Here is an 18,837-nt window from a genome sequence, read left to right on the forward strand (position 1 = left end):
GCCCGACCCGTCATCGGTCCGCGGCGCCCGGCCGCCCACTCAGCCAGGCGCCCAGGGCCGCGCCGGAAAACGCCCCGGCCAACAGCGGCACCGGTGCCGGCACGCCCAGGCGATGCAGCGCCAGCGCCACCACCCCCGCCAGCAGCCACGGCCAAAGATCATGCCGCAGCCCCCGCCACAGCGGCACCAGCATCGACAGGAAGGCCGCAGTGGCGGCGAAGAACAGCGGGTGCCCGGGCGGCAGGCGAACGACCTCCCCCAGGATATGCCCCGCCCCCACCTGCAACACCCAGGCGGTCCAGAGCAGCACCCCGACCCCCAGCAGATAGGCCGCATCCCGCCCGCCCCGCCGCTGTTCGGCGACCGACAGCGCGAAGGAATGATCCACCAGCGTCGCCAAGGTGCCCCAGAGCTGCCAGCCCCGCAGCCGATCCAGCCAGGGCGCCAGCGCCGGCCCCATCGGCGCCATCCGCAGGTTCACCACGAAGGCCGCCAGGACCACCGCGGCGAAGGGCGCCGGATCCGCCCAGTATTCCAGGGCCAGCAACTGCGCCGATCCGGCAAAGACCAGCGCGCTCATCAGCATCGCCTCGGCCAGGGACAGGCCGTGCTGTGCGGCGACGACGCCGGTGACCAGGCCAAAGGGCACCATGCCCAGCACCAAGGGCCGCGCCGCGCGCATGCCGCGGATCATGCCCGCGCTGGTGAAGATGACCTGCATCGCGCCAGTGTGCCGCCCCGCCGCCAAGCGGTCAGCCCCCATGCCCGCCGGGACACCCATGCAACGCCGCTGACCGGCAGTGGAATAAACTTGTCGCGCGCCGCGCGCCGCACCTTGCCGCCCCGGCATCACGGGTCCAAACCAAGGCCCAACTGGGCGTCTGCCCGTGACCGCGGGCAGTCCCGCATAGGTGTCGATGCAGGTCTATCTGCCGATCGCCGAAATGAGCGTGGATGCCCTGCTGCTGCTGGGCATCGGCTTTGGCGTGGGCTGGCTGTCGGGGCTGTTCGGCGTCGGCGGCGGGTTTTTGATGACGCCGCTGCTGATCCTGACTGGCATCCCCTCCCCCGTCGCGGTCGCCTCGGGCGCGTGCCAGACCTTGGGGGCTTCCGTCTCCGGGCTGATGTCGCATTGGCGGCGCGGCAATGTCGATGTGCGGATGGGGCTGACCTTGCTGGCCGGGGGGTTCCTCGGCTCGGTGATCGGCGTGCAGGCCTTTGCCTGGCTGCGGCGGCTGGGCCAGGTCGATCTGGCCGTCGCCTTCTTCTACATCGTGGTGCTGGGCGCGGTCGGGCTGCTAATGGTGCGCGAATCGGTGGGCGCCATGCTGCGCCGGGGCCGTGCGTCGTCGTCGCGGCTGCACGAGCACTTCTGGATGCACGGCCTGCCCTTCAAGGTGCGCTACCGCAAGTCGCGGCTGTATATCTCGGTCATCCCGCCGCTGCTGGCCGGCTTCGGCATCGGCATCCTGTCGGCGGTGATGGGCGTCGGCGGCGGCTTCATGCTGGTGCCGGTGATGATCTACCTGCTCGGCATGCCGACCGCCGTGGTGATCGGGACCAGCCTGTTCCAGGTCGTCTTCGTCTCGGCCAACGTGACCTTCCTGCAGGCGATCCAGACCGGCAGCGTCGACATCGTGCTGGTCCTGCTGCTGCTGGCCGGCGGCGTGTCCGGCGCGCAATTCGGCGCCGCCATGGGCGCCAAGCTGCGGGGTGAGCAGACACGCTTCCTGCTCGGCCTGCTGGTGCTGGCGGTCGCGGGGTCGCTGTTCTGGGGCTTGGTGCAGACGCCGGAATCCACCTTCGTCATCGGCCCCGTGCCATGAGGTGGTGGGGCCTTTGCCTCGTCGCCCTGGCGCTGATGGCGCAACCGGCCGTGGCCCAGCCCGCCCTGGTCGCCGAACTGGCGGAAACCTCGGTCGAGATCACCACCGGCTTCACCGGCGGCTCCATCCTGGTCTTCGGCACCGCCGCGCGGCCGATCGGCGCCACGGGCGACGAAGTCCTGGTCGTCGCCACCGGCCCCGCCCAGCCGATGGTGGTGCGCCAGAAAGTGCGGATCCTGGGCTTCTGGGTGAACGGGCCGACCGCGCGCTTCCCCGATGTGCCCGGCTATTACGCCATCGCCGGCACCCGCCCGCCGTGGGAGATGCTGCCCGAACCCGAACGCCAGGAACGGCGGCTGGGGCTTGATGCCTTGCCGCTGCGGGCCATGGGTCGCCAGGCGCCGGCATTCCGCGCCGCCCTGCTGGACCTGAAGCAGCAGGAAGGCCTGTGGTCCGAACACGCGACCCCGGTCGCCGTCGCCGGCGGGCAGTTGTTCCACGCCCGCCTGCCGCTGCCCGCGACCGTCATGACCGGCAACTACACGGTGCAGGTGCTGCTGATCCGCCAGGCCCGGGTGGTGGCGCGGCAGGAACTGATCTTCCGGGTCGAACGGGTCGGCACGGCCGCCAGCATCAACGCCCTCGCCCGCCAGGCGCCGGCGCTCTACGGTCTGCTCTGCGTCGCGATCGCGGCGTTCGCGGGCTGGATCGGCAGCATCCTGTTCCGCAGAAGCTGACGGAGAACATCATGCGTTCGGACCACCATGCCTGAGGCGGCGCAGCGCGACCGTGTCTTCCTTGTCGTGGTGGACGACAGCGAGGAGCGGCATGTGGCCCTCCGCTACGCCTGCCTGCGGGCGAAAAAATCCGGCGGGCGGGTCGCGCTGCTGCGGGTGATCGAACCCCCCGGGCAGACCGAATGGGCCGGCGTCGGCGCGCTGATGGCCGAGGAACAACGCGATGCGGCGGAAAAACTGCTCTCCGGCCTGGCGGTGGACGTGCAGGACATCACCGGCGGCTACCCCATCCTGCTGATCCGGGAGGGCGATCCCCGCGATGAACTGCTGGCCTTGCTGGAGGAGGAGAAGCGCATCTCCATCCTGGTGCTGGCCGCGGCCGGCGGCTCGGGCGGGCCGGGGCCGCTGATCGCGGCGCTGACCGGGCGTTTCGCGTCACGGCTGCGGGTGCCGATGACCATCGTGCCGGCGACCATCGGCCTGGATGAGCTTGAACGCGTCACCTGACCCGCGCGCGCCGCCGGTTGCATCCGGGTCGGGCCGCCCACATCTTCCTGGCAAATACGCCACACGGGACCATGCATGTTCATCGAAACCGAAGCCACGCCGAACCCGGCCACCCTGAAGTTCCTGCCTGGCGAGGCGGTGATGGGCGACCGCGGCACCGCTGATTTCACCAATGCCGACGCCGCCGCGCGGTCGCCCCTGGCGCTGCGCCTGTTCGGCCTGCCGGATGTGGCGCGGGTGTTCCTCGGCGCCGATTTCGTGACCATCACCAAGTCGGGCGATGCCGATTGGCAGGGCCTGCGCCCGCAGGTGCTGGGCGCGATCATGGCGCATTACCTGGCGGGCCACGCCGTCCTGGGCGAGGACGCGGAAGCGGCCGAGGAGGAGGACGTGGACCCCGCCGACCAGGAAATCGCCGCACAGATCAAGGAATTGCTCGATACCCGCGTGCGGCCCGCGGTGGCCGGCGACGGCGGCGACATCATCTTCCGTGGCTTCCGCGACGGCATCGTGAAATTGCGGATGCAGGGGGCCTGCAGCGGCTGCCCCTCGTCCCGCGCCACGCTCAAGCACGGCGTCGAGTCGATGCTGCGCCATTACGTGCCGGAAGTCGTTTCGGTCGAGCAGGTCGAGGCCTGACCAGGCGCGGGACCGCATCCCGCGCGTCATTCCATTTCCCCATGGTGACAATACGCGGCGCGCGCTGGACGCGCCGCGGGCTTTCCCAGCATGTGCCGCCATCGCCCCCACGCCTGCCCAGGGAAGCCCAACCTTGACCGAAACGATCGCCGATACCGCCCTCGACCAGCTTTTCCGCGACGCCCGCACCCACAACAAGTGGCAGGACCGGGCCGTGCCGGAAGACAAGCTGACCGAGATGTACGACTTGCTGAAGCTGGCCCCGACCTCGGCCAATTCGTCACCGGCCCGCTTTGTTTTCGTGCGCAGCGCCGAAGCCAAGGCCAAGCTGAAGGCGGCACTCGCCCCGGGCAACATCGAAAAGACCATGACCGCGCCGGTGACGGTGATCGTGGCCTATGACCCGGTCTTCTACGACAAGCTGCCGACCTTGTTTCCGCACGCCGATGCGCGGGCCTGGTTCGCCGGCAATGTCGCCTTCTCCGACACCACGGCGCTGCGCAACGGCACGCTGCAGGGGGCCTACCTGATCCTGGCGGCGCGCGCGGTGGGGCTGGATGCCGGCCCGATGAGCGGCTTCGACAACAGCAAGGTGGACGAGTTGTTCCTGTCCACCCAAGGCTGGAAGTCCAACTTCCTGGTCAACCTGGGCTATGGCGAGCCCTCGGGGCTGTTCCCGCGCAGCCCCCGCCTGGCCTTCGACGAGGCCTGCCGGATCATCTGAACGGGTTGCGAAAAACGGGGGAGGTTGCGCCGTGGAGAGGGCTTCGCCCCCTCCACACCTCCCCCACCAGGGGCCGCCGCCCCTGGACCGGCGGAATTGGTAGAATGAAGAGAGGGGCATGGTGCGACCTCGATCAAGGGCGCGCCCGCGATGCCCCTCTCTTCATTCTACCAAACAGCGTGGGTTCCAAGGGGCCACGGCCCCTTGGTGGGGATAGTTTGAAAGGGGCGAAGCCTCTTTCAAAGCGCCACCTTCCCGTTATTCAACAGCCTGCTAAGCCGCCGCCCTACCCCCGCGCGGATCCAGCTTGTACCCACCTGCCTCGGTCAGCAGCAGGCATGTGTTGCTCGGATCCGGCTCCACTTTCTGGCGCAGCCGGTAGATATGCGTCTCCAGGGTATGGGTCGTGACATTGGCGTTGTAGCCCCAGACCTCGTTCAGCAGGATCTGCCGCGGCACCGGCCGTGCCCCGGCGCGGTAGAGGTATTTCAGGATCGCGGCTTCTTTCTCGGTCAGCCGGATTTTCCGGTTCTTCACCGGTTCCAGCAGCAACTTGGAGGCCGGGCGGAAAATATACGGCCCGATCGTGAAGACCGCATCCTCGCTATTGTCGAAGACGCGCAACTGGGCCCGCAGCCGGGCCAGCAATTCGTTCAGCCGGAACGGCTTGGCGATGTAGTCATTGGCGCCGGCATCCAGCCCCTTGACCACATCGGCCTCGGCATCCGCCCCCGTCAGCATGACGATCGGCACCTTCACCCCCGCGCGGCGCAGCCGGGCGCAGAGGTCGCGGCCATCGCCATCCGGCAGGCCGATATCGAGCAGGACGGCATCGAAACGCGCCCCGTCCGCGGTCAGCATGCGGTGCGCCTCGGTCGCCGTCCCGGCCTCGGACGGCAGGAATTCGCCATCCACGGCCAATTGTTCGGTCAGGGTGGCGCGCAGCGCCGGATCGTCGTCGACGATCAGGATGGGACGGGCTGACATGCGCGGCGGCACTCCCAGGGGGACGTGTTGACGGGGTCGAGTCCGGCAGCGCCGGTAACGTTTCGTGATGTTGGCGCCAGGGCATCAACACCGCAAGTGCGGCATCCGCAGACCCCCCTCGCGCGTATGCACAGCAGACGAAACGTGACCGCTGCGGGATCGCCCCGGAATCGCCATGATCCGGGACATGCTTAGGGGGTGTCATATGCGTTTGGGACGCCACATCTGCTGCGCGACCGTCCCCGCGCCTCATTTCGCCTAAGCGGACCACGGCAAGAACCGAACGGAATGTTCAACGCATGACCAGCACCGGCAACCTCGCGCCCGACCTGAGATCCGATCCGCAGGACGGCACCTTCGCCCTGCCCGATGCCCATGCCCTGGCCATGCGCCTGGTGCACCGCGCGGTCAGCGACCTGCGCCGCGGCACCCCGGTGCTGTTGCGCGGGCCGGATGGGCCGCTGGTCTCGGTCGCGGCCGAAACCGTGGGCGCCCGAGGCCTGGCGGAACTGGCCGCCGTGGCGCTGGCCGCCCCGGTGCTGCTGCTGGCCCCTGTCCGGGCCGCGGCCGTGCTGCAACGCCCGGTGCCCCAGGGCCGCGGGTCGGAGGATGGCGCCGTCGCCCTCCGCCTGCCGCCCGCGCTGCTGGACCCGGCCGTGCTGCGCTCACTGGCCGACCCGGTGGCCGAACGGCTGCTGCCCGAACAGCCGGAACGCACCCTGGCCCCGCCGCTCGGCACCACGGCCATCGCCCTGGCCAAGATCGGCCGCCTGCTGCCGGCGCTGGTGGTGGCCCCGGCCTCCGAGCCCGCCGCGCAGCGCCTGTCGCTGCTGGCGATCGACGCCGCCGACATCGCCGCCTATCCGCTCTCCGCCGCCACCAGTCTGACCCGGGTGGCCGAGGCCCGGGTGCCGCTGGAAGATGCGCAGGACAGCCGCATCGTCGCCTTCCGCGCCGCCGATGGGGGGATCGAACACCTGGCCATCCTGGTCGGCGATGTCGAAGCCCTGGTCGCCTCCGGCGGCGCCCCGCTGTCGCGCATCCATTCCGAGTGTTTTACCGGCGACCTGCTGGGTTCGCTGAAATGCGACTGCGGCCCGCAGTTGCGCGGCGCCATCGCCAAGATGAACGAGGAAGGCGCCGGGGTGCTGCTCTACCTGGCCCAGGAAGGCCGCGGCATCGGCCTGGTCAACAAGCTGCGCGCCTATACGCTGCAGGATGCCGGGCTGGACACGCTGGATGCCAACCGCGCCATCGGCTACGGCGCCGATGAACGGTCCTTCCTGGTGGCTGCCACGATGCTCCAGGAACTGGGCATTCCGCGCGTGAAGCTGCTGACCAACAACCCGGACAAGCTGGCCGGCCTGGCCGCCTGCGGCATCGAGGTCCTGGGGCGGGAGGTGCATTCCTTCGCCGGCAATGGTGTGAACGACAAGTATCTGGCGACCAAGCAGGACCGCTTCGGGCATCTGCTGGGGTAAGGCTCAGGCCGGAAGGACGCGCGCCAGGGCTTCCACCGTGGCGATCCGGCGGGGCCGGTGGCGCGTCCATGTCCAGAACCCAAGGCCCAGCAGCAGCACCAGCGACACCGCCAGCGCGCCGAGGAAGATGGTCCAGTCGTCGCCCGTCACAGCCAGGTAGATGCTCCCCCCCAGGCTGGCCAAGCTCATCGCGCCGAAGGCGCCGATCGTGAAGAGCGGCATGAACCAGCCGCTGCCTGCCTGGACCTCGATCCCCGGGTAGCGCTCCAGCACCCAGGCCACCATGCCGCGGACAAAGGCGCTGTAGGCCGCCGGCGTTGTGATGCTGCCCATGAATTCGATCGGGCGGCGCTCGCCCGTCAGCCAGATGCGGGTGAAGTGGTAGGAACCGCCCTTCGATTCCGAAAACCCGACCCGTATCCGCGCGATCCCCGCGAAATTCAGGCGCAGCAGCGTGCCGTCGTCCCCGCCGACCCCGATCGCTTCGGCGGCGAGGCCCACGGTGACATCGGCCCCCTTCAGCCCCAGGCGACGCAGGCGGCGCGTCATGGGCGCCCGGAACAGCAGGGGGTTCGGCATCTGGCGCGAAGTGTCGCGGCGCGCGGCGCCGGATTCAATCCCGGGGGGTGCTGGCCCGGCGTTTGCGTGGCACAAGCCCATCATGCAGACCGATGGCGTCTCCACTGTGCTCTATGGCGTTCGTCCGGCCCCGCCGGCCGATGGTGGCCCGGCCTTGTCCGAGGGCACCGCCGCCCCGGTCCCCTCCGATGCCAGTTTCGACGAGATCCTGCGCTCCCTGAACCCGCTGCATCATGTGCCGGGGGTCGGCATGATCTACCGGGCAGCGACGGGTGAGAGGGTGCTGCCTGCCTTCCAGATCCTGGGCGCCACCCTGACGGGTGGGCCGGTCATGGGGCTGGCCACCGCCGCCTGGCTGGCCGTGGGGGCATTGTCCACGGCCCAGGCCGCGACCGACCGCGCCGATCCCGCCGGCGCCGCGGCACGCTACGCCGCTGCCGCAGCCCGGCCGAACTATGCCTGAACCCGGTATCGCGCGGGTCACGCCCGATGGGCTGCTGCGGCTGGACGGGTTCGTCATGCGCTGCGCCCTGGGCCGTGGCGGCATCCGCGCCGACAAGGAAGAGGGCGACGGCGCGACACCCACCGGCCTGCTGCCGCTGCGCCGCGTGTTCTACCGCGCCGATCGCGGCGCCATCCCCCGGGCCGCCGTGCCGGTGGAGCCCCTGGCGCCCGAGGATGGCTGGTGCGACGACCCCACCCACCCCGCCTACAACACCCGCATCCTGCTGCCCCACCCGGCCCGGCATGAGGAGCTGTGGCGCGCCGACGGGCTCTACGATGTGATCGGCGTGCTCGGCTGGAACGACGCGCCGGTGGTGCGCGGCCGTGGCAGCGCGATCTTTCTCCACATCGCCCGGCCCGACCTGTCCCCGACCGAAGGCTGCATCGCGCTCGCCGAACGGGACGTGCGGGCGCTGCTGGCGGCCGGGCTACGTGGGATCGAGGTTATCGGCTGAGCGTCACAGGCAGCGCCCGCGCCATCGTCGCGGCGAACGGCGTCGTCGGCCGGCCGATCAGCCGCGAGAGTTGGCGCGATTCATCGAACAGCGCCCCATCGGCCGCCCCGGCATCCGAATCCGCCAGAAGTGCCGCGAGTCCTTCAGGCAGCCCCGCGCCCGTCAGCGCCGCCCGATAACCCGCCTCCGGCAGGTCGACATACGGAATCTCCCGCTCCGCCTGACGCGACAATTCGGCGGCGAATTCCGCCAATGTGAAGGACTGGTCGCCCGCAAGTTCGTAGATGGCGCGCGCGGGCGCGTCGTCGTCGAGCAAGGCGACCGCCGCGGCCTCGGCATAGTCGATGCGCGCGGCGCTGGAGATGCGCCCGTCGCGCGCGCTGCCGATGAAGGCCCCGTGTTGCAGCGCCGGCGGGATCGAGGCCGCATAATTCTCAGTGTACCAGCCGTTGCGCAGCAGGGTGAAGGCAATGCCGCTCGCCGCGATCAACGCTTCCGTCTGGCGATGGTCCTCGGCCAGGCCGAGTGCCGAGGTGTCGGCATGCAGCACGCTGGTGTAGGCAATACGCGCCACGCCCGCCCGCTTCGCCGCCTCGATCGCGTTGCGATGCTGCGCCACGCGCTCACCCAGCGCGTTGGACGAAATCAGCAGCAAGCGCTCGGCGCCCGCGAAAGCCGCATCGAGCGTCTCGGGCCGGGCATAATCCCCCTGGCGAATGACGACACCCTTGGGAAACAGCGCTGCGGACCCAGCGGGGTTGCGGACGACCGCCGCGACCGCCTCCGGTCCGGCGCGCTCCGCGATCGCGGCAACGACAAGCCGGCCGAGCTGGCCGCTGGCGCCGGTGACAAGAAAACGGGGATGGGAGGTCATGGAGTGGATCCGGTCTCGGTTGTTGACTTAGTCTCAGTTAGAGACCATTGACCGAACCGGAAAGACGGCACTTTTCCGTCACCTGGTTACCGCGGAGAGACCGGATGGATGCCTGCACGATTCTAGGCGGCAAGGCCGCGGGCTGGCTCGCGATGGGGCTCGACGACACGCGCTGCCCCGTGCGCAACCTGCTCGACCACATCGGCGACCGGTGGTCGGTGCTGCTGCTGGCCACACTCGCGGGGGGGCCGAAGCGGTTCAGCGCACTCGCCCGCGCCGTGCCCGATATTTCGAAGCGCATGCTGACGCAGACGCTACGGACGCTCGAAACCGATGGGCTGGTGCACCGCGACGTGCGGCCCACCGTGCCGCCCAGCGTCACCTATTCGCTGACGCCGCTCGGTGAGAGCCTCGCGGCGCCGCTGCTCGGCCTGGTCGAATGGGCCGAGGCGAATTTCGCCGCCGTCTGCGACGCCCGCGCGCGCATGGCGCAGGCGGCGTAGCGCTCTACTCCAGCCGGATATCCGCGACCCGCACCAGTTCCGCCCATTGCGGCGCGTCGCTGTCCATCGTCTGCCGGAATTCCGCCGGCGTCGAACACAGCGGCACCGTGCCCAGGCGTTCCAGCGCCGAGCGGAAGGTGACATCGGCGCAAGCGGCCCCAAGGATCGACGCCATCCGGGCGACGATGGCATCCGGCGTGCCGGTCGGTGCGATGATGCCGTTCCAGGTCTCGGCCCGGAATCCCGGAAACCCTTGTTCCGCGACGGTCGGCACGCCCGGCAGCGCCGGCATCCCAGCCGGCCCCGCCACGCCGATCACCCGGATCGAAGCGCCGCCGACATGCGGGATGATGTCCGACGGGTTGCCGAAATAGGCGCCGATATCGCCGGCCAGCACCGCCGCCATGGCCGGCGCCCCGCCGCGATACGGCACATGCACCGCCGATGTCCCGCTACGCGACAGCAACAACGCCATCGCCAGATGGTTCGACGACCCGGCGCCGGCCGAACCGTAGTTCAACGCCCCCGGCCGCGCCCGCAGCACGGCCAGGAACTCCGTCAAATTATTGGCGCCAAGGCTGGCCGAGATCGCCAGCACCTGCGGGTTCGACGCGATGATCGACACCAGCGAAAAATCCTTCGACGGATCGAAGGGCAACCGGGTCAGCGCCGGCAGCATCACCATCTGCGACGCGCTGGCGGTCATCAGCGTGTAGCCATCGGGCCGGGCCCGGGCGACGGCCTCGGCCGCGATCGCGCCATTCGCCCCGGCACGGTTTTCCACCACGACCGGCTGGCCCAGCCGCGGCCCCAGCCATTCGGCGCTGAGCCTGGCGATGCTGTCGGTGACACCCCCCGGCGCGAAGGGCACCAGCAACCGCATCGGCCGGTCGGGCCATGCCGGTTGTGCTATCGCGGGTGGGGCGAGGAGCAGGAGGAGCCAGAGGAGATGTCGCATCATGGCCAAAGCCTATGCGACACATTGCAACCACGTCAGACGATTTCCGCGGCCCGCCGCAGGCTGTTGATCATGGACATGCCCAACAGGTAGGCATGTGCCTTCGCGGGATCCGCCGCCGTGCTGGCCATGCGGTCACGAAACGCCTGGTGGGCGACAGGATCGCGCGCTTCCAGGTTCTGCTTGTTGACGATGGTCTGGCGCTGCACGTGTTCCACCGTCACGCCGCGCCGCTGGCGGTCGTAGAGGCTGAGCACCGCGTCATCCGCCTCCCCCCGCAACACCGGCACCAGTTTCTCCACAAGATTCACCGCGTCATGCACGCCACCATTCAGCCCCATGCCGCCCAAGGGGTTGTTGATATGCGCGGCATCGCCCACCAGCAGCAGCCGTCCCCGGCAAAAGGTTTCCGCCACGCGCTGATGCACGCGGTAGAGGGTCGTGTGCTTGATCGGGTAGTCGCAGCGCCCCTCGACCACGCGGGCGAAACGGGCGCGAGCAAAGGCCTCGGTCATCACCTCCTCGTCCGACACCTCCGCCCGCACCGGGAACATCGCGCGCCAGACGCCGGGGACGCGGAGCAGGAAAAACCATTCCTCCGGGTCGGCGTAGTAGGAGACATCGGCCAGCCCCGGGATGATCGAGGCGAAATCGAATTCGGTGGACAGCACCAGGAAACGCTCGGGCCAGGTAAAACCCTCGAAGGCGATGCCCGCCGCCTTCCGCACCGCGCTATGGGCACCGTCAGCCCCGATCAGATACGCGCCAGCGATGCGCGTGCCGTCCTCCAGCACCGCCTCCACATGCTCGCCATGGTCGATGGCGTTTTCCACGCGGGCGTTGAACCTGATGTCGTAGAGCGGATTCTTGCTCATCAACTCGTGCAGGATGCGGGTCAGTTTGAACTGCTCGCATTGCAGCCGGTAGGGATGCCGCGTCACATCCGCCAGCACCCTAAAATCGAACTCGGCGATCAGGCTCTGGTCCCGCGCGCGGTATTGCACGCGCGGGCCGATGATCCCTTGGGCGATCATCGCCTCGGCGGCGCCCAAGTCGTCCAGCATGTCCAAGGTGGGCGCGTGGAAGGTCGAGGCGCGCATCTCGGTCGAGATCGTCGGCCCCGCCTCCAGCACCACCACCGGGATGCCCTGCTTCACCAGGCTGGCGGCGGCCACCAGGCCGACCGGGCCGGCGCCGGCGATCAGGACAGGCTTTTGTTCGGTCACACGGTCACTCCAGTCATGCGGGCCAGCGCCACGGCGGGCGCCGTCAGTGGCACGCCCCGGGTGCACAGCGCCGCGGCGGGCGCCATGCTGGCCTGGGCGAGGGCCACCACGGGGTCTTCGTCAAACGCCGCATCGGCGGCGGCGGCGATAGCGGCAAGATAGCCGGCGTGGTTGCCGGCCGAAAACAGCGCCCAGGCACCGGGGATCAGCCGGGTTCTTGTCGCCGCCCCCATCACCGCTGCCGTGGGCGCCAAGGTGGTGGGCGCGGTGCAGAGCACGATGCCGCCGCCGCGCGCTGCCACCGCCTCGGCCAGCATCGCGTCCAGGCGCGGGCCGCCGACGGCGCCCAAGGTGGTGCAGGTGACCAGCACCGCGTCCGCCGTCAGCGCGGCCGCCGCGACCACGGCGGCGGTGCGGGCCAGGATCTCCGGCGTGGCGCCGCCCGCGGCCTCGGCCTCGGCCAGCAGGTCGGGGCGCAGGATGTGGGTCAGCGTGACGCCCGGCGGCGCCGCCGCGTCGAAGACGGCGATGTTGCTCGCCGCCGTATGCAGCAAGGCGATCCGCATCAGCCCCAGACCAGGCGCCACAGCAGCGGCAGCAACATCGCCGAGGCCAGGGCGTTCAGCCCCATCGCCAGCCCGGCAAAAGCCCCCGCGACCTCATTCACCCGCAGCGCACGGGCGGTGCCGATGCCATGCGCGGCGACGCCCATCGCCAGGCCCCGCGCGCGCCAATCCTTCACCCGCAGCAAGGTCAGCAGCAGCGGCCCCAGGGCCGCGCCCAAAATCCCCGACCCCATCACCACCACGGCCGTCAGGCTGGGCAGCCCGCCCAGCCGTTCGGCGATGCCCATGGCGACCGGCATGGTCACGCTACGCGGCGCCAGCGTCGCCAGTACATTCGCCGGCGCGCCCAGCACAGCCGCGATCGCGACCCCGGCGACCGCGGCAAACACCCCGCCACAGAGCACCGAGGCCAGCACGGCGATGGCCGATCGCCGCACAGCCTCCCACTGCCGATACAGCGGCACCGCCAGCGCCACGGTCGCCGGCCCCAGCAGGAAGTGCACGAACTGCGCGCCGGCAAAATACGCCGCATAGGCCACGCCACCGCCCAGCAGCAGCGCCGACAGCAGCAGCACCGCGATCAGGGTCGGGTTGGCGATCGGGTGCCAGCGCGCCGCCCCCGCCAGCCGCACCGCGACCAGCCAGGCCAGCAGGGTGACGGTCAGCGCGGCCAGCGGTTCCTGGGCGAGATAGACCCAGATCTGCGCCAAGTCTTCCATCAGCCGAAGCGCCGCAGCAGCGCCTGGGCCAGCAACCCGGTGATGCCCAGGGCCAGCAAGGTGCCCCCGGCGATGGCCAGGGCGATGGCGACCCCCTGCTGCGCCAGCAGCGGCAGGTACAGCACCACCCCGACCCCGGCGGGCACGAACAACAGCCCGAGATTGCCGAGCAAGCCATCCGCGACACCGCCCAGCCCCTCCGGCACCGGGCGGCGGCGGGCCAGCAGGGCGGCGAAGAGCAACACCATCCCGATCGCCGGACCCGGGACCGGCAAGGCAAAGGCGCGGGCCAGGACCTCACCCGCCAATTGGCAGGCGAGCAAGGCGGTCAGGCCCGCGATCATGCGGTCAGCCCTTGGCTTTGGTGTAAGCCTCGTAATGCGGGGCCGGCTTGCAGATGCGGTTTTCCTGCTTCTGCAACAGACCCATCGACGCCGACTTGGCCAGATATTCGCCCCAGGCCGGGTCGGCCGCCATGGCGCCGCGCTTGGCGTCGCGATCGGCCAGGCTGTCGTAGCCCCAGAGGTGGACGACCGTGTTCAACTCGCCCTCGGTCGTGGTGAACCAGCCGAGACAATTCTTCAGATACTTCTGCTGCAAGGGCCAGGCGGCTTCCTCGTAGAGCTTGACGAAGGCGGCCAGCTTGCCGGGGTGGCAGGTGTAGATGCGGTGGTCGACGATCATGTTTTGGCGGCTCCGTTATTGGACCGCCGCAGCATGGCCTTGGCCCCGACACAGGTCGAGAGGCCCCGGATGGCTGCCGGGTGCCTATCCTTGAAAGCAAGGTTTTCCGTGGATTTTTCGCCTTTCGGACAAATGGGTGCCCGGGGCAGAAGCAACATAGCCGCGGCCCCGGCGGGCGTGTTGGGAAAAAGCGAGTTTTGGGCGAAAAATCCTATTTTTTGCCCGGCTTGAACACTTTCATCGGCCCGAACGCCTGGCAGACCGGCATCACCTGCACCAGGTTCACGTTCACCCGCGCCGGGCGCGTCGCCACCCAATGCACCGCATCGGCGATGTCGTCCGGGGTCAGCGCATCCGCGCCTTCGTAGATCGACGCCGCCTTCTGCGCATCGCCGCCGAACCGCACCGTGCTGAATTCGGTGCCGCCCACCAGCCCCGGTTCCACATCGGTCACCCGGACCGGCGTGCCCCAGAGATCGGCCCGCAAATTCTGGCTGAACTGGCGGACAAAAGCCTTGCTCGCACCATAGGTATTGCCGCCCGGGTAGGGAAAATCCCCCGCCGTGCTGCCCATGTTCACGATATGCCCGGTCCCACGTAAAATCATCCCCGGCAGCACGGCGCGGGTCATGTACATCAGCCCCTTGATGTTCGTGTCCACCATCGCGTCCCAGTCATCGAGCGACGCCGATTGCGCGGGGGCGAGGCCGAGGGCCAGGCCCGCGTTGTTCACCAGCAGGTCGATGGCGGAAAAATCCTCGGGCAGGCCGGCGATGGCGGCTTCGACCGCCGCGCGGTCGCGCACGTCCAGTTGCAGGACGTGGCTGTTGCCGAGTTCGGCGGCCAAGGCCGCAAGCCGCTCCGCCCGGCGCCCCGCCAGGATCAGCCGCGCGCCATCGGCGGCGAACCGCCGGGCGATGGCCGCGCCGAAGCCGGCCGAGGCGCCCGTGATCAATGCGATCATGCTCAAAACCCCTCCAGCACGATCTTGCCCTTGGCCTTGCCGCTTTCCTGGAAGGCATGGGCGCGGATCATGTTGGCCGCGTCGATCTTGCCGAAATGCTCGCCGAGCGTGGTCTTGATCACGCCCTCGTCCACCATGTGCGAAATCTCGTCCAGCAACCGGTGCTGGGCGATCATGTCGGGCGTGCCATGGACCGGGCGGGCGAACATGTATTCCCAATGCAGGCTGGCGGATTTCGGCTTCAGCGCCTGCACCGGGGCGGCGCCCAGGTCGTCGATCAGGCAGATCCGGCCCTGGGGGGCGATGATCTCGACGATGTCGGCCCAGTGCTTTTCCGTGTGGGTGGTGGAGAAGACGTAGGGCACCGCAAGCCCGATGGCCTTGACCTGCGGCGCCAGGGGCAGCGTGTGGTTCAGCACGAAATGCGCGCCCAGGTGTTCGCACCAGGCGCGGGTTTCGGGGCGGCTGGCGGTGGTGATGATTTTCAGCCCGGTCAGGCGGCGGGCGAGTTGGATGGCGATGGAGCCGACCCCGCCGGCGCCGCCGATGATCAGGATCGCGGCGCCATCGGCCGCCTTGCCGCGGATGATGCCCAGGCGGTCGAACAACCCCTCCCACGCCGTGATCGAGGTCAGCGGCAGGGCGGCGGCCTGGGCGAAGGACAGCGAGCGCGGCTTGATGCCGACGATGCGCTGGTCGACCAACTGCTGTTCGGCATTGCTGCCGGGGCGGGCGATGGAGCCGGCGTAGAACACCTCCTGCCCCACCCAGAACATTTTTGCGTCCGGGCCACGGGCGATGACGACGCCCGCGGCGTCGAAGCCGAGGATGCGCGGTTCGCCAAACGGGTCGGCGGCGCGGCGGATTTTGGTATCGACCGGATTTACCGCGACGGCGCGGATTTCGATCAACAGGTCCTGGCCCTGCGGCTGGCCGGGTTCGGGCAGGTTGAGGTCGAGCAGCGCGTCTTCATGGGTGATCGGGTGGCAGTGGGTGTAGCCGACGGCTTTCATGGGCATGCTCCGGGCGCGCGTTGACAGGCGGGGGCGCCATCACCCAGCCTCGGTGCGTATTTGCACGCGGAGGGGACAGCCTTGCAACGAGCCACGACACGCCGGGCGATCATGGCCGCGGCCAGCATGGTGCCCTTCGCGGCTTGGGCGCAGACCCTGCCGCCCACGATCACCCTGGTCGTCGGCGCCACCCCCGGTGGCACCACCGATGCCCTGGCGCGTGAGGCGGCGGAGGCGATGCGTGAAAAACTCGGCCGCAACGTGGTGGTGGAAAACCGCGCGGGCGCCGGGGGCAACATTGCCGCCGCGGCCGTGGCGCGCGCGGCCCCCGATGGCGGCACCTTGCTGGTCGCCTTCACCAGCCACACGCTGAACGCCGCGCTGATGCGGCAATTGCCCTATCGCCCGATCGAGGATTTTACCCCCGTCTCGCTGCTCGCCCGATTGTCGGCCAGCGTGCTGGTGGTGGGGCCTTCGGTGCGGGAAGCGGATTTGGCGGCCTTCATCGCGACGGCCCGCGCGGCGCCGGATCGCTACAGTTTCGCCGTCGGCGGGGTGGGGTCGTCGCTGCATATGCAGACGGTGCTGTTCCGGTCGGCGCTGCGCCTGACGGGGCCGGAAATCCCGCATCGCGGCACAGCGCCCGCGCTGGTCGATGTGGTGGGCGGGCATGTGGATGCGATGTTCGTGCCGCTGGACGTGGCCGGGCCGCTGCTGCGGGAAGGCCGGGTGCGGGGGCTGGCGGTGACCTCGACCGAGCCGCTGGCGGCCCTGCCGGGCGTGCCGGCGCTGGGCAGCGTGGCGCCGGAGGTGCGGCCCGCCGTCGCCTGGTTCGGCGTGCTGGGCCCGGCGGGGATGGCGCCGCCGGTGGTGGCGCTGCTGCATGACGCGATCGCGCCGGCGCTGGCCAGCCCGCGCACCATCCAGCGCGTGGCCGATGCGGGGGGCGATGTGCCCGCGATGTCCCCGGCGGGTTTTGGCGAATTCCTGGCGCGCGACATGGCGCAGTGGATCGAGATCGCGCGGCTGGGGAATATCCAGCCGCAATAGGGGATCAGATCGCCCGGCGCGCGCCCCGCAAGGCCAGTTGCGCGCCGATCCCGCAGGCCGCCATCACCACCATGGTCGCGATCGCGGCACCGCTTTCCAGCACGCCGACCATGGCCGTCATCAGGGCGCCAAAGCCCATTTGCAGCGCGCCCAACAACCCGCTGGCCGTGCCGGCATAGCCGGCGCGCACGCTGATCGCGGCGGCGATGGCATTGGGCTGGCCCATGCCATTGCCGCAGGCGACGACCGCCATCGGCAGGAAGACGACCCAGAGGTCCAGCGGCAGCGCCAGCACCAGCACCAGCCCCGCGATCGCGCCGGCGGTGGTGATGACCAGCGCGATGCCGATCATCCGCATCGCCCCCAGCCGCGACGACAGCCGCCCGGCCGAAAACGAGCCGATCATGTAGGTCACCGAAATCACCAGGAAGGCCATCGCGTAATCATGCGGGCTGCGCCCCAGGCCCTGCACCACGATGAAGGGCGCGCCGCCCATGAAGGCGAAGAACACACCCGCCGAACAGATGTTGATCGCCGCCAGCGCGCGAAACTGCGGCAGCGCCAGCAAGCCGCCATAGGCGCGCAGCACGCCGGAGACGCCGGCCATCGCGACCGGATTGGCCAGGGTCTCGGTCAGGCGCCAGGCGGTGATCGCCAGCACCAGCCCGCCCAGCACCAGGCAGGTCACCATGGCGGCGCGCCAGCCGAAGGCCTCGTCCAGCCAGGCGCCCAGCAGCGGCGCCACCATCGGCGCCACCGCCATCGCGGTCATGACATAGCCCAGCATGCTGGCCGCCTGGTCGCGCGGGAAGGCGTCGCGCACGATGGCGCGGCTGAGCACGAGGCCGGAGCAGGCGCCCATCGCCTGCACCACCCGCCCCGCGGCCAGCCAGCCGACCGAGGGCGCCATCACGCAGACCAGCGTGCCGAGCATGTAGAGCGTCAGCCCGCCCAGCAGCACCGGGCGGCGGCCGAACTGGTCGGACAGCGGACCATAGATCAACTGCCCGAAGGCGACGCCGGTCAGATAGAGGGTCAGCGTCGATTGCACCGCCGCATTGCTGGTACCGAATTGCGCCGCCATCCCCGGCAGCGACGGCACCAGCACCTGCATCGTGAACGGGCCAAGCCCGGTCAGCGCCACCAGAAGCCAGATGGCGGGTGTCTTGTTCAAAGGATGCTTTGGCCCGTCTTCTTCCAGTCGGCCAGGAAGGCCTCAAGCCCGCGATCGGTCAGCGGGTGCTTGTACATCTGGCGGATCACGGCCGGCGGCAGAGTCGCGACATGGGCGCCGAGCTTCGCCGCCTGGATCAGGTGGATCGGGTGGCGGATCGATGCGACCAGGACCTCGGTTCGCAGCGCGGGGTAGTTCATGTAGATGGTCATGATGTCCGCGATCAGGTCCATCCCGTCCTGCGCGATGTCATCCAGCCGGCCGACGAAGGGGGAGATGAACGTCGCCCCCGCCTTGGCCGCCAGCAACGCCTGCCCGGGCGAGAAGCAGAGCGTGACATTGACCTGCGTGCCTTCGCCCGACAGCGTCTTGCAGGCGCGCAAGCCGGCTTCGGTCAGCGGCACCTTGATGCAGACGTTCTTTGCGATGTCGCGCAGATACCGGCCCTCGGCCAGCATGCCCGGCAGGTCGGTCGCGGTGACTTCGGCGCTGACGGGGCCTTCGACGATGGCGCAGATTTCGGCGATGACCTCGGCCATCTTGCGGCCGGACTTGGCGATGATCGAGGGGTTGGTGGTAACGCCATCCACCATGCCGGCTTCATTGAGCGCGGTGATGTCGGCGATGTCGGCGGTGTCGACGAAGAATTTCACGGGGGGTCTCCGGC

At 69.6% G+C, this 18,837-nt stretch carries 24 protein-coding genes; 10 read left to right on the plus strand and 14 right to left on the minus strand.

Features of this window, described 5'->3' with window-relative positions:
• Positions 1-10: 10 nt before the first annotated feature.
• Complete coding sequence (locus tag ACQW02_RS22645) at positions 11-763, minus strand: AzlC family ABC transporter permease (RefSeq protein ID WP_431282173.1); 753 nt, start codon at positions 761-763, stop codon at positions 11-13.
• 154 nt (positions 764-917) lie between these two features.
• Between ACQW02_RS22645 and ACQW02_RS22650 the strand changes: the two genes are divergently transcribed.
• From ACQW02_RS22650 to ACQW02_RS22670, 5 genes are all read left to right on the plus strand, one after another.
• The gene (locus tag ACQW02_RS22650) at positions 918-1,826 is read left to right on the plus strand and encodes a sulfite exporter TauE/SafE family protein (RefSeq protein ID WP_431282174.1); all 909 of its coding nucleotides are present in this window, start codon (positions 918-920) and stop codon (positions 1,824-1,826) included.
• On the plus strand, positions 1,823-2,563 hold the full coding sequence (locus ACQW02_RS22655) for a TIGR02186 family protein (protein ID WP_431282175.1): 741 nt from the start codon (positions 1,823-1,825) through the stop codon (positions 2,561-2,563). Before ACQW02_RS22650 ends, ACQW02_RS22655 begins: the two co-directional genes overlap by 4 nt.
• A gap of 27 nt (positions 2,564-2,590) precedes the next feature.
• Positions 2,591-3,070: a universal stress protein gene (locus tag ACQW02_RS22660; protein WP_431282176.1), complete on the plus strand. Its 480-nt coding sequence runs from the start codon at positions 2,591-2,593 to the stop codon at positions 3,068-3,070.
• A 75-nt stretch (positions 3,071-3,145) separates the two neighbouring features.
• Positions 3,146-3,709 (plus strand): NifU family protein, encoded by a 564-nt coding sequence (locus ACQW02_RS22665; RefSeq protein ID WP_431282177.1) that lies wholly within the window; start codon positions 3,146-3,148, stop codon positions 3,707-3,709.
• A gap of 133 nt (positions 3,710-3,842) precedes the next feature.
• Positions 3,843-4,433, plus strand: a complete 591-nt coding sequence (locus tag ACQW02_RS22670) for a malonic semialdehyde reductase (protein WP_431282178.1) — start codon at positions 3,843-3,845, stop codon at positions 4,431-4,433.
• A 273-nt stretch (positions 4,434-4,706) separates the two neighbouring features.
• Here ACQW02_RS22670 and ACQW02_RS22675 read toward each other — a convergent pair whose 3' ends face one another.
• Positions 4,707-5,420, minus strand: coding sequence for a response regulator transcription factor (locus ACQW02_RS22675; RefSeq protein WP_431282179.1), 714 nt, complete (start codon positions 5,418-5,420; stop codon positions 4,707-4,709).
• 299 nt (positions 5,421-5,719) lie between these two features.
• Here ACQW02_RS22675 and ribA point away from each other — a divergent pair, with 299 nt between their 5' ends.
• On the plus strand, positions 5,720-6,901 hold the full coding sequence (gene ribA / locus ACQW02_RS22680; protein ID WP_431282180.1) for a GTP cyclohydrolase II RibA: 1,182 nt from the start codon (positions 5,720-5,722) through the stop codon (positions 6,899-6,901).
• Positions 6,902-6,904: 3 nt separating this feature from the next.
• Here the strand turns inward: ribA and ACQW02_RS22685 are convergent, their stop codons facing one another.
• A complete protein-coding gene (locus tag ACQW02_RS22685) occupies positions 6,905-7,480 on the minus strand; it encodes a hypothetical protein (protein ID WP_431282181.1) in 576 nt (191 codons plus the stop codon).
• 82 nt (positions 7,481-7,562) lie between these two features.
• Here ACQW02_RS22685 and ACQW02_RS22690 point away from each other — a divergent pair, with 82 nt between their 5' ends.
• A complete protein-coding gene (locus ACQW02_RS22690) occupies positions 7,563-7,943 on the plus strand; it encodes a hypothetical protein (protein ID WP_431282182.1) in 381 nt (126 codons plus the stop codon).
• Positions 7,936-8,439, plus strand: coding sequence for a L,D-transpeptidase family protein (locus tag ACQW02_RS22695; protein ID WP_431282183.1), 504 nt, complete (start codon positions 7,936-7,938; stop codon positions 8,437-8,439). The genes ACQW02_RS22690 and ACQW02_RS22695 overlap by 8 nt, the downstream gene beginning before the upstream one ends.
• On the opposite strand, the gene ACQW02_RS22700 is transcribed toward ACQW02_RS22695, so the two are convergent.
• Positions 8,429-9,313 (minus strand): SDR family oxidoreductase, encoded by an 885-nt coding sequence (locus tag ACQW02_RS22700; protein ID WP_431282184.1) that lies wholly within the window; start codon positions 9,311-9,313, stop codon positions 8,429-8,431. The genes ACQW02_RS22695 and ACQW02_RS22700 overlap by 11 nt on opposite strands.
• A 104-nt stretch (positions 9,314-9,417) precedes the next feature.
• On the opposite strand from ACQW02_RS22700, the gene ACQW02_RS22705 reads away from it, so the two are divergent.
• Positions 9,418-9,816, plus strand: a complete 399-nt coding sequence (locus tag ACQW02_RS22705; protein ID WP_431282185.1) for a winged helix-turn-helix transcriptional regulator — start codon at positions 9,418-9,420, stop codon at positions 9,814-9,816.
• Positions 9,817-9,820: 4 nt separating this feature from the next.
• On the opposite strand, the gene ACQW02_RS22710 is transcribed toward ACQW02_RS22705, so the two are convergent.
• The 8 genes from ACQW02_RS22710 to ACQW02_RS22745 form a co-directional block, all read right to left on the minus strand.
• Positions 9,821-10,777, minus strand: coding sequence for a Bug family tripartite tricarboxylate transporter substrate binding protein (locus ACQW02_RS22710; protein WP_431282186.1), 957 nt, complete (start codon positions 10,775-10,777; stop codon positions 9,821-9,823).
• A gap of 32 nt (positions 10,778-10,809) precedes the next feature.
• A complete protein-coding gene (locus ACQW02_RS22715; RefSeq protein WP_431282187.1) occupies positions 10,810-12,000 on the minus strand; it encodes an FAD-dependent oxidoreductase in 1,191 nt (396 codons plus the stop codon).
• Positions 11,997-12,566, minus strand: a complete 570-nt coding sequence (locus ACQW02_RS22720; protein WP_431282188.1) for a hypothetical protein — start codon at positions 12,564-12,566, stop codon at positions 11,997-11,999. Before ACQW02_RS22720 ends, ACQW02_RS22715 begins: the two co-directional genes overlap by 4 nt.
• A complete protein-coding gene (locus ACQW02_RS22725; protein WP_431282189.1) occupies positions 12,566-13,285 on the minus strand; it encodes an LrgB family protein in 720 nt (239 codons plus the stop codon). Before ACQW02_RS22725 ends, ACQW02_RS22720 begins: the two co-directional genes overlap by 1 nt.
• Positions 13,285-13,629 carry a CidA/LrgA family protein gene (locus ACQW02_RS22730; protein WP_431282190.1) on the minus strand — a complete coding sequence of 115 codons (345 nt, stop codon included), beginning with the start codon at positions 13,627-13,629 and terminating at the stop codon, positions 13,285-13,287. The genes ACQW02_RS22725 and ACQW02_RS22730 overlap by 1 nt, the downstream gene beginning before the upstream one ends.
• Positions 13,630-13,633: 4 nt before the next feature.
• A complete protein-coding gene (locus tag ACQW02_RS22735) occupies positions 13,634-13,969 on the minus strand; it encodes an NIPSNAP family protein (RefSeq protein WP_431282191.1) in 336 nt (111 codons plus the stop codon).
• 211 nt (positions 13,970-14,180) lie between these two features.
• Entirely contained in the window at positions 14,181-14,933 is a 753-nt protein-coding gene (locus ACQW02_RS22740) for an SDR family NAD(P)-dependent oxidoreductase (RefSeq protein ID WP_431282192.1), read from the minus strand.
• A 2-nt stretch (positions 14,934-14,935) separates the two neighbouring features.
• Entirely contained in the window at positions 14,936-15,946 is a 1,011-nt protein-coding gene (locus tag ACQW02_RS22745) for a zinc-binding alcohol dehydrogenase family protein (protein WP_431282193.1), read from the minus strand.
• A gap of 81 nt (positions 15,947-16,027) precedes the next feature.
• On the opposite strand from ACQW02_RS22745, the gene ACQW02_RS22750 reads away from it, so the two are divergent.
• Positions 16,028-16,996, plus strand: coding sequence for a Bug family tripartite tricarboxylate transporter substrate binding protein (locus ACQW02_RS22750; RefSeq protein ID WP_431282194.1), 969 nt, complete (start codon positions 16,028-16,030; stop codon positions 16,994-16,996).
• A 4-nt stretch (positions 16,997-17,000) separates the two neighbouring features.
• Here the strand turns inward: ACQW02_RS22750 and ACQW02_RS22755 are convergent, their stop codons facing one another.
• Both ACQW02_RS22755 and fsa read right to left on the minus strand, forming a co-directional pair.
• On the minus strand, positions 17,001-18,170 hold the full coding sequence (locus ACQW02_RS22755) for a multidrug effflux MFS transporter (RefSeq protein ID WP_431282195.1): 1,170 nt from the start codon (positions 18,168-18,170) through the stop codon (positions 17,001-17,003).
• Positions 18,167-18,823, minus strand: coding sequence for a fructose-6-phosphate aldolase (gene fsa / locus ACQW02_RS22760; RefSeq protein ID WP_431282196.1), 657 nt, complete (start codon positions 18,821-18,823; stop codon positions 18,167-18,169). Before fsa ends, ACQW02_RS22755 begins: the two co-directional genes overlap by 4 nt.
• Positions 18,824-18,837: the final 14 nt, after the last annotated feature.

The sequence above is a fragment of the Humitalea sp. 24SJ18S-53 genome (assembly GCF_050632385.1).
Lineage (GTDB): Bacteria > Pseudomonadota > Alphaproteobacteria > Acetobacterales > Acetobacteraceae > Humitalea.

Coding starts and splice junctions, on each gene's coding strand:
- ACQW02_RS22685 (WP_431282181.1), bottom strand. CDS start 7,480: ATGCCGAACCCCCTGCTGTTCCGGGCGCCCATGACGCGCCGCCTGCGT.
- ACQW02_RS22725 (WP_431282189.1), bottom strand. CDS start 13,285: ATGGAAGACTTGGCGCAGATCTGGGTCTATCTCGCCCAGGAACCGCTG.
- ACQW02_RS22700 (WP_431282184.1), bottom strand. CDS start 9,313: ATGACCTCCCATCCCCGTTTTCTTGTCACCGGCGCCAGCGGCCAGCTC.
- ACQW02_RS22690 (WP_431282182.1), top strand. CDS start 7,563: ATGCAGACCGATGGCGTCTCCACTGTGCTCTATGGCGTTCGTCCGGCC.
- ACQW02_RS22645 (WP_431282173.1), bottom strand. CDS start 763: ATGGGGGCTGACCGCTTGGCGGCGGGGCGGCACACTGGCGCGATGCAG.
- ribA (WP_431282180.1), top strand. CDS start 5,720: ATGACCAGCACCGGCAACCTCGCGCCCGACCTGAGATCCGATCCGCAG.
- ACQW02_RS22695 (WP_431282183.1), top strand. CDS start 7,936: ATGCCTGAACCCGGTATCGCGCGGGTCACGCCCGATGGGCTGCTGCGG.
- ACQW02_RS22740 (WP_431282192.1), bottom strand. CDS start 14,933: ATGATCGCATTGATCACGGGCGCCTCGGCCGGCTTCGGCGCGGCCATC.
- ACQW02_RS22720 (WP_431282188.1), bottom strand. CDS start 12,566: ATGCGGATCGCCTTGCTGCATACGGCGGCGAGCAACATCGCCGTCTTC.
- ACQW02_RS22745 (WP_431282193.1), bottom strand. CDS start 15,946: ATGAAAGCCGTCGGCTACACCCACTGCCACCCGATCACCCATGAAGAC.
- ACQW02_RS22675 (WP_431282179.1), bottom strand. CDS start 5,420: ATGTCAGCCCGTCCCATCCTGATCGTCGACGACGATCCGGCGCTGCGC.
- ACQW02_RS22730 (WP_431282190.1), bottom strand. CDS start 13,629: ATGATCGCGGGCCTGACCGCCTTGCTCGCCTGCCAATTGGCGGGTGAG.
- ACQW02_RS22650 (WP_431282174.1), top strand. CDS start 918: ATGCAGGTCTATCTGCCGATCGCCGAAATGAGCGTGGATGCCCTGCTG.
- ACQW02_RS22705 (WP_431282185.1), top strand. CDS start 9,418: ATGGATGCCTGCACGATTCTAGGCGGCAAGGCCGCGGGCTGGCTCGCG.
- ACQW02_RS22710 (WP_431282186.1), bottom strand. CDS start 10,777: ATGATGCGACATCTCCTCTGGCTCCTCCTGCTCCTCGCCCCACCCGCG.
- ACQW02_RS22660 (WP_431282176.1), top strand. CDS start 2,591: ATGCCTGAGGCGGCGCAGCGCGACCGTGTCTTCCTTGTCGTGGTGGAC.
- ACQW02_RS22735 (WP_431282191.1), bottom strand. CDS start 13,969: ATGATCGTCGACCACCGCATCTACACCTGCCACCCCGGCAAGCTGGCC.
- ACQW02_RS22665 (WP_431282177.1), top strand. CDS start 3,146: ATGTTCATCGAAACCGAAGCCACGCCGAACCCGGCCACCCTGAAGTTC.
- ACQW02_RS22655 (WP_431282175.1), top strand. CDS start 1,823: ATGAGGTGGTGGGGCCTTTGCCTCGTCGCCCTGGCGCTGATGGCGCAA.